The organism is Olegusella sp. (assembly GCF_057238325.1).
Window position 1 is genome coordinate 67,026 of the sequence record NZ_DBHHGF010000005.1, and the last position, 14,433, is coordinate 81,458.

11 protein-coding genes are annotated in these 14,433 nt (G+C 48.7%); 9 read left to right on the plus strand and 2 right to left on the minus strand.

Annotated elements, in window-relative coordinates; genetic code table 11:
* Nucleotides 1–115 precede the first annotated feature (115 nt).
* From ACO5JD_RS05180 to feoB, 5 genes are all read left to right on the plus strand, one after another.
* Nucleotides 116–2,827 carry a phosphoenolpyruvate carboxylase gene (locus ACO5JD_RS05180; RefSeq protein ID WP_484988157.1) on the plus strand — a complete coding sequence of 904 codons (2,712 nt, stop codon included), beginning with the start codon at nt 116–118 and terminating at the stop codon, nt 2,825–2,827.
* Nucleotides 2,828–2,838: 11 nt separating this feature from the next.
* Nucleotides 2,839–3,162 carry a hypothetical protein gene (locus ACO5JD_RS05185; RefSeq protein ID WP_484988159.1) on the plus strand — a complete coding sequence of 108 codons (324 nt, stop codon included), beginning with the start codon at nt 2,839–2,841 and terminating at the stop codon, nt 3,160–3,162.
* 53 nt (nt 3,163–3,215) lie between these two features.
* Nucleotides 3,216–3,497 carry a FeoA family protein gene (locus tag ACO5JD_RS05190; RefSeq protein WP_484988161.1) on the plus strand — a complete coding sequence of 94 codons (282 nt, stop codon included), beginning with the start codon at nt 3,216–3,218 and terminating at the stop codon, nt 3,495–3,497.
* 102 nt (nt 3,498–3,599) lie between these two features.
* The gene (locus ACO5JD_RS05195; protein ID WP_484988163.1) at nt 3,600–3,821 is read left to right on the plus strand and encodes a FeoA family protein; all 222 of its coding nucleotides are present in this window, start codon (nt 3,600–3,602) and stop codon (nt 3,819–3,821) included.
* 121 nt (nt 3,822–3,942) lie between these two features.
* Nucleotides 3,943–6,204 (plus strand): ferrous iron transport protein B, encoded by a 2,262-nt coding sequence (gene feoB / locus ACO5JD_RS05200; RefSeq protein ID WP_484988165.1) that lies wholly within the window; start codon nt 3,943–3,945, stop codon nt 6,202–6,204.
* A 282-nt stretch (nt 6,205–6,486) separates the two neighbouring features.
* Here the strand turns inward: feoB and ACO5JD_RS05205 are convergent, their stop codons facing one another.
* Nucleotides 6,487–6,987 (minus strand): dioxygenase family protein, encoded by a 501-nt coding sequence (locus ACO5JD_RS05205; protein ID WP_484988251.1) that lies wholly within the window; start codon nt 6,985–6,987, stop codon nt 6,487–6,489.
* A complete protein-coding gene (locus ACO5JD_RS05210) occupies nt 6,981–7,262 on the minus strand; it encodes a dioxygenase family protein (RefSeq protein ID WP_484988167.1) in 282 nt (93 codons plus the stop codon). The genes ACO5JD_RS05205 and ACO5JD_RS05210 overlap by 7 nt, the downstream gene beginning before the upstream one ends.
* A gap of 290 nt (nt 7,263–7,552) precedes the next feature.
* Between ACO5JD_RS05210 and ACO5JD_RS05215 the strand changes: the two genes are divergently transcribed.
* From ACO5JD_RS05215 to ACO5JD_RS05230, 4 genes are all read left to right on the plus strand, one after another.
* On the plus strand, nt 7,553–8,518 hold the full coding sequence (locus ACO5JD_RS05215; RefSeq protein ID WP_484988169.1) for a lactate/malate family dehydrogenase: 966 nt from the start codon (nt 7,553–7,555) through the stop codon (nt 8,516–8,518).
* 891 nt (nt 8,519–9,409) lie between these two features.
* Nucleotides 9,410–11,137 carry a hypothetical protein gene (locus tag ACO5JD_RS05220; RefSeq protein WP_484988171.1) on the plus strand — a complete coding sequence of 576 codons (1,728 nt, stop codon included), beginning with the start codon at nt 9,410–9,412 and terminating at the stop codon, nt 11,135–11,137.
* 19 nt (nt 11,138–11,156) lie between these two features.
* On the plus strand, nt 11,157–11,912 hold the full coding sequence (locus tag ACO5JD_RS05225) for an ABC transporter ATP-binding protein (protein ID WP_484988173.1): 756 nt from the start codon (nt 11,157–11,159) through the stop codon (nt 11,910–11,912).
* Entirely contained in the window at nt 11,913–14,282 is a 2,370-nt protein-coding gene (locus tag ACO5JD_RS05230; protein WP_484988175.1) for an FtsX-like permease family protein, read from the plus strand.
* Nucleotides 14,283–14,433: the final 151 nt, after the last annotated feature.

A 14,433-nucleotide genomic window follows, 5' to 3' on the forward strand; every position in this document is an offset into this window, starting at 1 on the left:
TTTAAGGTCGAGATAAGGTGACATGTGTGCAACGCGACAAAATCGCGCTATGGTATCTGGGCATGTGCAAAAAGCGCAACAACTTGCGCTCACATACTGCACGGAAGGGGCAACGATGCAAGAACAGGGGAGTACGGTACCCCAGGGTAAAAGTGCTGCTGCACGAGCGTTTGATGCGGTAGATGTGCCCGATCAGATTAAGGACAACCTTTCGCTTTTTCTGCGCTTGGTAAGCACCATCATCAAAGAAAACGATCCAAGCTTGCTTGCAACCTTTGAGGATTTGCTTGCCGATGAGGCGGATTTGGACAACAAGAGCTTAGATGTCAGACAGCGCGAATCGACCTTTGAAGATGCGGTGAGCATCATAGATTCACTGCCGACCGAGCAAGCAACGCTCTTAATGCGTGCGTTTGCAACTTTCTTTCACTGTGCAAATATTTGTGAGGAGAGTTATCGCGTACATGCGCTCAAAGCTCGTGAGGCCGAAACCAAGCCTTCTGTTGAGAGCGATCCTGTTAACGAGCTGACGGTTGCTTATCACGAACTCACTCTTGAGTGTGGTAAAGAGGAAGCAGATCGTCTGCTTGAGCGTCTAGAATTTCATCCTGTGTTTACGGCGCACCCTACTGAGGCGCGTCGCAAGGCAGTTGAGGGTAAAATTCGCCGTATTGCCAATTTGCTTGAGGAGCGTTCGCGTCTATCAGGCATTGGTTTGGTGGAAAATGAACGTCTGATGTTGCAGGAGATTGAGGCACTGCTGCGTACTTCTCCCATTGCACTCAAAAAACCCACGCCCGTCGAAGAAGCCGATACGATTTTGGGTATTTTTGATGCGACGCTTTTTGATATGGTACCCGAGGTATACCGCCGTTTTGATGACTGGGCACAAGGAGATAAGGCCGGTTTGCTGCCGCCTAAATGTCCCGCGTTTTTCCATCCTGGGAGCTGGATTGGCTCTGATCGCGATGGCAATCCTAACGTAACGGCCAAGGTGAGCCGGGCTGTAGCTGAGAAATTCCGCGTGCATGCGCTTGAGACTTTGGCGCAGCATACACATGATGTGGGCCGCAATATGACACTTGATGTGTCGACAACTCCGGCGTCTGCAGAGTTGCTCAATTTGTGGAATCATCAAGTCGAAATGAGCGAGGGGCTAACGAGTTCTGCTCTTGAGCGTTCGGCGTTTGAGACTCATCGGGCTGTTATGCTGGTGATTTCTCAGCGTTTGCGCGCAACGGTGAGCCGCACGGCAGATGTGATGTATCCATCTGCGGAGGCATATATAGAGGATTTGCGGGTGGTGCAAAGATCGCTTGCTGCGGCAGGTGCCGTGCGTACTGCTTATGGTCCCTTACAAAAATTGATTTGGCAAGCGCAAACCTTTGGCTTTCATCTGGTCGAGATGGAGTTTCGCCAGCATTCCGTCGTGCATGCTCGAGCACTGGCGGATATCCATGAACATGGTCGTTGGGGCGAACGTGGTGAGCTTAATCCGATGACCCGCGAGGTGCTGGATACCTTTCGTGCAATCGCGTGGATCCAGCGGCGCAATGGTGTTAATGCTGCGCGCCGCTACATTATCTCGTTTTCTAAAACTGCAAAAGATGTTGAGGCGGTCTACGAGTTGGCGCGTCTTGCTTTTGCACATGCTGAGGATGTACCTACGCTCGACGTAATTCCGCTGTTTGAGCAACTAGAAGACTTGCAGAATGCTGTGTCGATACTTGATGAGATGCTGCGTTTGCCTGCAGTTCAGCGTCGACTTGCCCAAAATGGTCGCAAACTTGAGGTTATGCTTGGCTACTCTGATTCTTCCAAGGACGCTGGTCCTACTGCTGCAACTTTGGCGCTGCACCAAGCCCAGGGTGAAATTGCCGTTTGGGCCGAAAAGAATCACATTGACCTAACGCTTTTTCATGGTCGTGGAGGTGCTGTTGGACGAGGCGGAGGTCCCGCAAATCGTGCGGTATTGGCTCAACCCAAGGGCTCAGTTAATTGTCGTTTCAAATTGACCGAGCAGGGAGAAGTCATCTTTGCCCGCTATGGTGATGTGACGTTGGCTCGTCGCCACGTTGAGTCGGTTGCGGCGGCAACTCTGCTGCAGTCTTCACCTGCCTCCGAGTGGACTAATACAAAATCCACCGAGCGCTACTGGTCGATGGCGCGTGATTTGTCTGAGTTTTCACGCGAGCGTTATCTTGATTTGCTTGAAAGCGAGGGCTTTGCCGAATGGTTTTCTACCGTAACACCTCTGACTGAGATTGGCTTAATGCCCATTGGCTCGCGTCCTGCCAAGCGCGGTTTGGGTGCCAAGTCTCTTGATGACCTGCGTACGATTCCTTGGATTTTCTCTTGGAGCCAAGCACGCGTGAATCTAGCTGCGTGGTATGGCTTGGGTACTGCTTGTGAAAAATTGGGCGACCTTGACAAACTGCGCAAAGCATACTGTGAGTGGCCACTGTTTTCGACCTTTATTGATAATGTTGAGATGTCGTTGGCAAAGACGGATGGCCGTATTGCTCGTATGTATCTTGAGCTGGGTGGGCGTGAAGATTTGACGGCAAAGGTGCTGGACGAAATGATGCTGACTCGTCGCTGGGTATTGAGCATTGTTGGCGATGAGTGGCCACTACAACATCGCCGTGTGCTTGGCCCTGTGATTCGTATGCGTCTGCCCTTTGTAAATGCGCTTTCGATTACGCAGGCACGTGCGTTGCGGGAGGTCCGTGGTGGCAAGCTGACCGATGCTGAACGCGAGCGGCTCATCTATTTGATTTTGTGTACCGTATCTGGAGTCGCTGCTGGCTTACAAAATACTGGCTAAGCAGGACGAGTATGACAGCTGCGCTCGCGTCTGCTCCGTGGGCATTTCTGCTGCGGGCGCTTATTGAACCCTCTACAAATAAAAAGGTGCATTGTGAACCCGTTGTCTTCTATTTAATGCAGACGGTTCAAAACCGTACCAAATGGCCGAAGAATGCCCAGGTAAAAATTGGTGCAAGGGCGCTTTATGAACCCGATGCGGGCAAAAGGGTGCGTATTGAACCGCCTGCAAGTAAAAAGGTGCATTGTGAACCGCTTGCACAGGGTTCTGCTTATTTTTTTCGCGTAGAGAAAAAAAGTAACTTGCTACTCCTTAAGTTAACCTTATACTACTAGGAGTTAAAACTGGTAAACATGTCTGAAAGGGTTTCAGACGCTGGGGAGGAAGCATGGAAGCCGTTATGAATCGACTAGTTTCTGAGTCCGCTCCTCATACGGCAAGTCCCGCAGGAGCGCAGCTGCCGTTGAACTTGGTACATGAAGGCGAAACTGTTCACATCCTTAAGTTGCGTGGTGATAAAGCAACACGTCAACATCTCATTGAATTGGGCTTTGTTGAGGGTGCTCAGATTAAGGTCATTACACATGCTGCATCGGGCGTTATCGTTAATGTCAAGGGTGCCAACCTTGGCATTGACTCTAGCATGGCTCGCCGTATTACTACTTATTAGGGAAAACGCCGCCTCATGCGGCACTCCATAAGCGTCTTTATTTGGAGACGTCAGATGTTTATGTTGTCGCAGAACTCGCGGCCAAATCAGGAGGGGAGAGGGATGGCTACTCTCAAAGATGTGAAGGTTGGAAGCAGCGCTGTTGTTACCAAACTCACAGGTACAGGCGCTATTAAGCGCCGCATTATGGATATGGGTCTGACCAAGGGTACCGAAGTTTATGTGCGCAAAGTCGCACCCTTAGGCGATCCTATTGAGATTACCGTGAGAGGTTACGAGCTGAGCATCCGTAAGGATGAAGCAGAAAATGTTGAGGTTGTGTAATTAGAGCAACTTATCAAATTTTTTTGCATAAAGAGTTCGGCTCGTCTAACAAAATGGCAACGCCACGTGCCCAAAACCGTGGCAGCGCGCTTCGTGCGTGCAGCAACAAGGAAGGTTTGGAATGGCAGACAAGACTTACATTGCGCTTGCGGGTAATCCTAACTGCGGCAAGACAACACTTTTCAATGAGCTGACAGGTTCTAATGGCTACGTTGGCAACTGGCCAGGTGTTACCGTTGAAAAAAAGCAAGCACCTTGGCGCGCTGATAAAGAGGTTGAGTTTGTCGACCTCCCAGGCATTTATTCCCTGTCTCCGTATTCTCCCGAAGAGACGGTTTCTCGCGACTATCTATTGGATAGTCATCCTAATGCGACGATTGACCTTGTCGATGTAACCAATCTTGAGCGCAATCTCTATCTCACCACGCAGATTCTTGAGACGGGTTGTCCTGTGGTAGTGGGTCTCAACATGTGCGACTTGCTCAAAGAGCGCGGTGACGTTATTGACACCAAAGCTTTGTCCGAGAGGCTTGGTGTGCCTGTGCTAGAGGTTTCAGCTCTGCGTAACCAGGGGCTGGATGAGTTAGTGAAGACTGCTGTTGAAGCTGGTAAGAGTGGCAAGGTTGCTACTGGTGTTAAATGCTTCCCCGCAGATGTAGAGGGTGCGCTCAGCAAGATCGCAGCTCGTATTGAAGGCAAATGCGCTGCTAACTTGGTGCGCTGGTACTCTATCAAGGTTTTTGAGCGCGATGCTGTAGCCGTCGACTCACTGAAGCTTTCCCAGACAATTCTCTCTGAACTCGATGCAATCATATCTGCAGTTGAAACTGAGCGTGAGGATGATGCTGAAAGCATCATTGCTTCTGAGCGTTACGAGTGGATTGCTGGTGTTATGGATGCCTGCGTTAAAAAGGCACCAAAAAAGCTCACTCGCTCTCAGAAGATTGACAAAATTGTCACCAATCGTTTCTTGGGGCTGCTTATTTTTGCATGCGTTATGGTCGGTGTATATTGGCTTGCTATCTCGACTGTTGGTACGGGCGCTACTGACTGGGTTAATGACAACCTCTTTGATGAGGGTTGGGAATTCTTTGGCATGGAGATGCCCTCGATTCCAGCTGTTGTGACGGGTTGGCTGGAGACTGCGGGCGCAAGCCCACTGGTCACGAGTTTGGTAGTTGATGGCATTGTTGCAGGTGTCGGTGCTATTTTGGGATTTATACCTCAGATGGCCGTGCTGTTTGTCATGCTTTGCTTCCTTGAGGATTGCGGCTATATGAGCCGTGTTGCCTTTGTTATGGACCGCGCGTTCCGCCGTTTTGGTTTGTCTGGCAAGTCTTTTATTCCTATTTTGATTAGCTCTGGTTGTGGCGTCCCCGGCATTCTTGCTACCAAGACAATTGAAAACGAGCGTGACCGCCGCATGACCACTATGGTTGCGACTTTTATTCCTTGTAGCGCCAAGCTGCCCATTATTGCTCTGCTTATGGGTGCGTTGATTGGCGGTGTTAAGGCATGGTGGATTGCACCGTTGTTCTACTTCCTAGGCGTGCTTGCGGTTATTGTGTCTGCCATCATGCTCAAGAAGACCAAGCCTTTCTTGGGCGAGCCTGCTCCCTTTGTGATGGAATTGCCTGACTATCACTTCCCCTCAATTAAGTCTTGGTTGTTGCATGTGTGGGAGCGTGTTAAGAGCTTTATTGTCAAGGCAGGCACCATTATCTTTGCGTCGACGGTGGTTGTGTGGTTCCTCTCCAACTTTGGTCTTGCTGGTTGGGAAGGCGGCAACGGTGCTTTTGGTTATCTACCTGGCATGGAGGGTGCTCCCGACGAGTTCATTGACTACTCTGTGCTTGCTGGCTTCTCTGGTCTCATTGGCTGGATTTTTGCACCTTTGGGTTTTGTCAGCTGGAAGGCGACTGCTATGACCGTTATGGGTCTGGTTGCCAAGGAGAATGTTGTTTCTACCTTTGCTACGCTTACGTCTTTGGGCGATGCAGGTGAGACCGACCCTTCCATGTGGGTTGCTTTTGGCCAGATGTTTGCTGCTAATGGTGTGGTTAATACGGGCGCTATGCTTGGTTTTGTTGCCTTTAATATGCTCTGTGCACCATGCTTTGCTGCTATGGGTACCATCAAGCGTCAGATGGATGATCCTAAGTGGTTCTGGGCAGCCATTGGCTATGAGTGCCTCTTTGGTTGGGTTGTCGGTCTAATGATCAATCAGTTCTATGGTCTGATTGTTTATGGTAGCTTTAGTTTTTGGACGGTGGTGGCATTTGTGTTGCTAGCGGCTATGCTATTCCAGCTTTTCCGCCCAATGCCTAAGTATGAGCATGTTGATGACAAGATCCTGACGAAGCTTGGTGAACAATCCCAGTAAGGTTTGTTTCCCCCGACTTGAATTTGCACGTTGTAACTTGGAGCTGTATTAGAGGTTGATTCTGATACAGCTCCTTTTGTATCTATCCCGATCTCAGCTTGGGATAGTTTTCCGCAAGCCTCTTGCTTGGAGATATCCGATAAATCTGCAGGTATAAGGGTAGATGACCCAACCTCAGGCTGGGTCAGATGGATAAGCAAAACCCTCCCGCATCAAACTCCGCTACGCGCTGCGTAGCTTTTGGAGTACTCTGCGGGAGGGTAACTACTGCGAGTCTTTGTGTCACTTACCACTGGGTTCAAAGAGATACGAAGTCATCGACATACTGCCAAGTTCACGATAGTTATTAAATGTGCCAATACGGTCACCTACTTGTACTGTACCAAGCGCAACAAGAAACGGCAAATAGTGGTCGCGCGTAGGAACAGCAAGCTTTGCACCGGGTAGCTGCTCGTAGTGAACAACTTTTTCAAACTCGCTATTTTGTACAGCATCAAAAATTGACTGATCAAATTGATCTGCCCAGTCAGTACCGTTGGGGTTGCCCCAGTCGGTCATGCCTAGGTTATGTACGATATTTCCACTAGCAACAATGAGTACGCCTTCATCCCGCAGGACACTCAAACGGCGTCCCATCTCATAGTGTTCATCGTCGCTGGCACTCATATCCACGCCCATGGGAACTACAGGCACATCGGCATCGGGATACATAGTATTGAGCACACTCCAAAGACCGTGATCAAGACCCCATTCGTTGTCGGCTTTACCTGCTTGTCCTAGCAGTTCGAGAACTCGTAAATGTCACCCATTGGTTGGTATTGCACCTGATAAAGCTCCTTGGGAAAACCGTACATATCCATAATTTGTGGGTTCATGGGATCTGTGCGGACGGGAACCTTACCGCGAGCGGTCCAATGAGCCGAAATCCCAAGAATAACTGTGGGTTTTCCGATACGCTTGCCGACTTCGCGCCAGCCGCGTCGGGCGCGGTTATTGCCAATAGCGTTCATAGGGGACCCATGTCCTACAAAGACAACAGGCATTTTTTCGTCAATCATGGTAAGTCCTTTCTTAGGTGTCGCATCGCAACGTGCTTATTTATTTTCAGATGCTCTGATTATGGCGCGCAACCCTAGCTGTCCGCAATGAAAAGCTGGGGTGACGAGTGGTTGCAAAAATAAAAACTGCTCATTCTGATTAACGACTCTAATACTTCCCATGTTTGTGTCTCAACTGCGTTACAGCTGCCGCCACCGTCATTTACTGCGCGCATAATACTTGCATGTTCGTGCGGGTTGTCTTGGCATCAAGTTTTACCGTGACAACAAGCAGCAATTTGGAGGTGCATATGAAGGCAAGAAAGATCGGTATTATCGGAGTAGGTCATGTTGGTGCTCATGTAATGTTTGATATGGCAGTCCTAGGTATTGCCGATGAAATTATTCTTGTAGACATTAACGACAAAAAGTCTGCCTGCGAGACTCAAGATCTCTTCGATAGCTTGTCTTTGTTACCTCATCGCGTTCGTGTTCGTGTGGGTGATATTAAGGATTTAGCCGATGCTGATGTGGTAGTAAATGCTTCGGGTAAGGTCTCTCTGCTTATTGGTAGCACTGATCGTACGCGTGAGTTGCGCTACACCATCCCTGCCGTGCATACTTGGGTCGACCGCCTGCGCAAGTCCGGCTTTGACGGTATTTTGATTGATATTTCTAATCCTTGTGATGTGGTTACACGTGAGATTGCCTTGGGCTTGGGGCTTCCCAAGGGTCGTGTATTTGGTACGGGTACTGGTTTGGATACGGCGCGTTTGGTATCGCGCTTGGCAGAAGAGACGGGTATCGACCACAAGTCAATTACTGCTTTTATGATTGGCGAGCACGGGAGCGCACAGTTCTGCCCGTGGTCGTGCGTGAGTTTTGCCGGCGTGCCCTTAAGCGAGATGGCACAACGCGACGAGAAGTTCGCTTTCGATTACGACAAAGTAGAAGACCTTGCACGTCAAGGTGGTTGGATTACCTTTGCGGGCAAGCAGTGCACGGAGTACGCTATTGCGTTGACTGCCGCGCGTATGGCTCAGGCTGTGCTACATGACGAGAAACTCATTATGCCTGCAAGTGCTTTGCTTGAGGGCGAGTACGGTGAGCAGGACATTTACGTGGGTATCCCTGTAGTAATTGGCGCTGGTGGCGCCGAGCAGGTTCATGAGTTGCCACTAACCGCAGCAGAGCTTGCGCACTTCCATGATTGTTGCGAGAGCATTCGCACCAACATGACACTTGCTGATGAGCTATACCCTGAAAAGCAAGCATAGGCCCATCATATTTGAGCTGCAATACTGATCATAAGGCGTGCTTATCAAATGGTGGGCACGCTTTTAGCATTTAATTTTGATTCTCTATCAAGCAGGTAAGCTGCGCTATCTGGAGTGCAGGCAGGATACCAACCGCAAACACAAACCGCAAATGGTTCATCCTTCGAAGTAAGCAAGCGTAAAGGTCGCAGGTCAGATTTTCCAAAAACTCGAAAGATGAACCATCTTTCGAAACGAACTATCTATTGAAATTGTGACGACGTGGGAAAAGGGTCACCATCTCCACTCAAGACTCGAACCATCTGTGGTGATATCCCTAGAGGAGGGACGATCTTACGACTCATCTCAGGTATCGCCTTTTAGAAAGTAGCATTTTCATACCCCTCTTCGCTCTGAGGGCCGATGTGCGCCATTTAGGGTCGTTATTGAATAAGATATTTATATTGGAAATATAGACCTAGGCCATTTACCTGCAGGTTTGTTATAACTGCAAGATGCGACAAAACACGGGAAAACAGCTGTCCTTCAAAACAGCTCTTCTACCAGCAGAAATGCTGCAACACAAATTTCAGCAAATGGCGCATATCGTGCCTCAGAGCGAAGAGGGGTCAAAAGATCGCAGGTATATTGCGCCATGTCCGGCGTGACGCGTGCCCCCACGATACACTTTTCCTATATGCCGGTTATTTTGGTGTCTATTTTATAAGGCATGCATATGAAGACTGCCGCTGGGCGGAAAAGATCTCCGTTCAAGGATTAAGAAAAAGTCTGAATGATGTTAACTCTGGTATACTTATTGAGTTAGTTCAAGGAAACTTGCGAGTGGATGAGAAACAAACTCCAATAGAGGATGACTTCTCATCCACACTCGCAGTGGAATAGGAATTGACTATGGGTAATGCCAGCAAAACAGATTCCTTTGTTGCACAAAAGCTCCAGGAAATTAAAGCGCATATCAGCTCTCGAAAAAAGACAGCTACCGCTGCAGTCGTGCTCGTAGCGATGGGTCTGGCGGGCACGCTTGTAGTTCAATCTCCTCAATTCAAATCTGTTCAGGCGCAGGAAGGAAGGCCTGCTACCACTTTGAGCGCCAAGCAAAACAATACCAAGCAAAATACCGTTGCCGCCCAAGCTGACTTTTCACAAGCTGCAATACCTCAGGAAAAGTCCGAAACCGTAACTGTTCAAGCGGCCCCTGATGGCAGTTTTCACGATACGCGTGTAGCGGTTCAGCTCACCAATCCCAGCGGTGCAAAAACACTGCGCGACCAGTCAAATCTTTCCGAGCTCGAAGAGGATGAAACTAATGCTCAGCCTACAAAAACGGCTCAAGGCTTAGTGTGGTCAAGTGCGGGATCTACCCTCAATTACAAAGGTAAATCCACACAGAAACTGCCCTTTGCTCTGCAGATTAGTTACGAGCTTGATGGCAAGACAATCACCGCCGATCAACTTGTTGGCAAAAGCGGTCGCGTCAAGATTCACTATCAATTTGAAAATCTCACAAGTAAAGATCCAAAGCAGTGCGTGCCTTTTGTTGCGCTTTCTGCTCTTATGCTTGATGGCGAGAAGTTTAGCAATGTGCAGGTCAGCAATGGTAAGTCCATGGATATGAACGAGCGTGTTGTGGTACTTGGATATGCAATGCCCGGTTTGCAGGAAGGCCTTAATCTCGACAGAGATAAGCAGGACATCCCCTCGTCGTTTACCATCGAAGCTGATGTTAAAGATTTTGCACTTGATGCTGCGGTGACATTGGTTTCAACTGATGCCCTCAACGATTTCAAGTTTGAATTTGGTGAAGATGCAAGTGGCTCGATGGACAAACTCAAAGATGCTAGCTCGCAGCTTACATCTGGCTCGCAGTCACTTGCTGATGGTATGGATAAGTTAAGTTCAGGTGCGGGCACCTTGTCTGATGCCATAACAACAGTCCAAACTGGTGCATCCCAACTCTCGGAAGGCGTGAGTGCTTATACGAATGGCGTTGACCAAGCAGCTACGGGGGCCACGGCCTTACAGGGTGCACTAGATGCTGCGGCAGGGGAGGCACAGTCCCAGGCAGCAGCAGCTCAGGACACTCTTTCTCAGCTGCAAACGCAGTATGCAGCAGCTTATGAAGCAGTTCTTGCTGACCCGACCCCTGAAAACCTTGCTGCATTAAATGAGATTGTCCAGGCGCTTGCTCATACGTCAAGTATCGCTGGTCAGGCGGCGGGTGCAGCAGCAGCTTTACAAAATGACCAGCTTACTCAGGGTGTTTCTTCACTGAGCACAGGTCTGGCTGGACTCAGCGATAACAGTAAACATCTCAAAGATGGCGCATCCCAGTTGAGCGATGGTCTTTCCCAGTTGAGTGATGCGAGTAGCAAGCTTGCAAAAGGTGCTGACAAGGCAGCAGAAGGATCCACCGCGCTTGCTGAGGGTTTCTCGCAGCTTGACAGGCAGGGCATTCAGCGTATTGTCAGCCTCTATGAGGACGATATCATTGGCCTTCGTGATCGCATAAAGTCGCTACAGGCAGCAGGAAAACGCTATGACAATTTCAGTGGTATTGAAGCTGGCACCAAAGGCAGTGTGCGCTTTGTAATCAAGACTGCAGCCATTGGCCTAGATTAGCAAGACGATGGGAAACAATATGTTTGACCAGGTAATTACCAAAAATCAGCCATCTTTAATTACGTCTCCCACAGATGTATATGTGAGTGTCTCGCGCTTGTTTAAGTCCTACGGTACGGGCGATGCGCATATCACCGTTCTTGACGGCATCGAGACAAACATAAACAAAGGTGAGATGTGCGTTTTGCTGGGTCCATCGGGCTCGGGAAAGTCAACTTTTCTCAATCTGTTGGGAGGCCTTGAGCAAGCAGATCACGGGAGCATTCGTATTGCTAATACGGATATTTGTCAGCTCAATAGGCGAGATCTTATTGAATATCGTCGTCGTGAGCTGGGATTTGTTTTTCAGTTTTACAATCTACTGCCAGACTTAACAATTCGCGAAAATGTCGAAGTCTGCGCGCATCTCAGCAAAAATCCGCTGCCTGTAGACGATTTACTTGACCGCTTGGGTATTACAGCGCAGGCAAAGAAATTCCCACGTCAGGTATCGGGTGGACAGCAACAGCGTTGCGCAATTGCTCGTGCGCTTGCCAAACGTCCGGGTTTGCTGCTTTGCGATGAGCCTACGGGTGCACTCGATTACGAAACCTCTCTTGATGTGCTTGACGTGCTTGAACGTGTGAACAAAGAGTTTGGTGTGACGATGGTTATCGTGACTCACAATGATGCAATTGCGCAGATGTCACATCGTGTTATGCGCCTGCGTGAGGGCGTCTTTGTACAAGACGAGCTTAATACTCAACGTCTGCACGCCTATGATTTGAGCTGGTAGATGCCTATGTCTCCCTTGATGCATCGTATTTTGCGCCAACTTAAAAATAATTTTGGTAAGTACCTTGGACTCTTCCTGATGATTGCGTTTATGATTGCGTATATCTCGGGCTTTTTGACTGCGGCAGATTCCATTCATAGGCAGCTTGCTGAATTGCCTGATCGCTACCATTTGGAAGACGGGCGTTTTACCGTAACACATAAGTTAGATGAGCGCCAGATTGATGCTGCCGAAAAAGGTCGTTTTTCTTGGCTGGATCGCTTGACCTTATCGTTGGCGGATGAAGACACCAATCTCGATAATTATGAGCAGCTTACGGTTTATCCGCTGTTTAGCCACGATCTTAAAGCAACCATTCCAAATGACCCTGTTAAAAATAAGCGTCCTATTAACATGCGCATTTATGCTGCGCGTGACAAGATTAATTTGCCACAGATTCATGCGGGGACATTGCCCAAGGCAGATGATGAGATTGCCATCGATGTTACATTTGCGCGCAATCATCAACTCAAACCTGGCGATAGTTTTGATCTTGCGGGGCACAAGCTGCAGGTGAGCGGCACGGTGACACTGCCTGATTACACCACACTTTTTGAGAAGAATTCCGACTTTGTGATGGATGACTTTACGTTTTGTGTGGGTGTGCTTACGCCACAGGGTTACGCGGCTTTTGCAGATCAGCCCGAGACCTATAGTTACGCTTATAAATTTGATACGGCACAACTCGATTTGGCACAGCGTACAACTGCCGAACGAAACTTGCTGCGCGCACTATCGCTCGCAGATGCTCATGTTACTGACCTTGTGGACGTTAAATCCAATCAAGCTGTGAATTTTGCCCCTAAGGATACCGAGGGCGACTCCCAAATGTGGCAGGTTTTTTACTACATCATTGTGGTAGTTATGGCATTCATTTTTGTAGTACTTACGGGCGCTAGCATTGAAGCCGAATCTCCCGTCATTGGTACTTTGTTGGCATCGGGCTACAAACGCAGCGAACTCATGCGCCACTACGTTATTTTGCCCATGCTAGTTGCCATCGCTGCAGCTATTGTGGGGAATTTAACTCAGTCTGTCTTTATCCAATTTACTTATGACACCTATAGCAAGAGTTATAGTCTGCTGCCCTTTGAACTGAGGGCTAATCCAGGGATTTTCTTCCAGGTGACGGTAATTCCAGTGTTGTTGCTTTTTATTATTACGGTGCTTGGTCTAGCTTCAAAACTCAAATACACGCCACTAGCCTTTTTGCGGCACGAAGCTACGCGTACCCGCCGAGGTCATGGTTGGCCTCTGCCTGCAAGTTGGCCTTTCTTTAGTCGTCTGCGTCTGCGTGTGCTATTCAATAACATTGGCAGTGCATTCACAATCTTTTTTGGCATCTTTGCGACAGGAATTTTGCTGGTTATGGGTTTGGGTATGATGCCGATTATCGAGCACATGGCAGGAAAAATGGCCGATGCCGTGCCGGCCAACCATGTTTATACCCTGCGTCGTTCTGTAGAGTTGCCCGCTGAGGACGCAGCGCTGGCATACCAAGCAGAAAAAGTTGAGTTTGCAACCCTTCAGGTTTCCAAAAAATGGAATTGGGGCCCGATGGATATTACAGCCTACGGCATTGATGAGCAGGATCCTTATTGGAAGGAGTTTGATGTACGTGATGGAAAAGTGGTTATTGGCGGTGGGTTAGCGCAAAAGTCTGACCTTGCTGTAGGTAGTACGCTTGCGTTGCGTGATGCTTATCATGACAAGAATTTCTCGGTAGTTGTCTCGGCAATTAGTGATAATAAAATCGATACGAATGTATATATGAGTCGTGAAAAGCTCAATGAACTGCTTGGCAACAAGACAACAGATTTCAATGGCTGGGTATCCGATAGAGAGCTGCATTTTGACAAACATGATGTGTTAAGTGATTTAACTCCAGATGCCGCAGGTAAGATGGCGGATCAACTGCGCGAATCGATGGGTGGCATGATGGGCTTGATTATGTCAGCGGCACTTATCATTTATGCCATCGTAATTTATCTGTTATCAAAAACGGTGCTTGAGCGTAGTTCACGTGCAATTTCTCAACTCAAGGTATTCGGTTACCGCAGTGGTGAACTTAGCCGTGTGTATATCCATGCCATCACCCTGTGCGTGATGTTGTCACTGATATTGACAGTTCCTGTGATAAAGCTTGCCTTTACAGGGATTTGCGAGCTGCTCTTTATGGATTACGATCTTATGCCCGAGATTGTCTTGCCGCCGATGCTGTATGCGCAGTACATACTTATCGGTCTAAGCTGTTATGCGGTGGTAGCAATTGCCAATCATGTGCATTTGTCGCGTGTGTCGTTAGCTGTTGCACTCAAGAGCCAGGAGTAAAACACATAGCTTTAAGGCCTGCGTTGTGAGTTGCTGAGGAGCTGTTTTAGCTGCTTTTGTGTGGGAACGTGCACGTGTGAATGGGTGTCTGTGGCAGCAAATTGCGGCAAAGGCTAAAATAGCGTGCTATTCGATTTGTCAAATTCGAGGG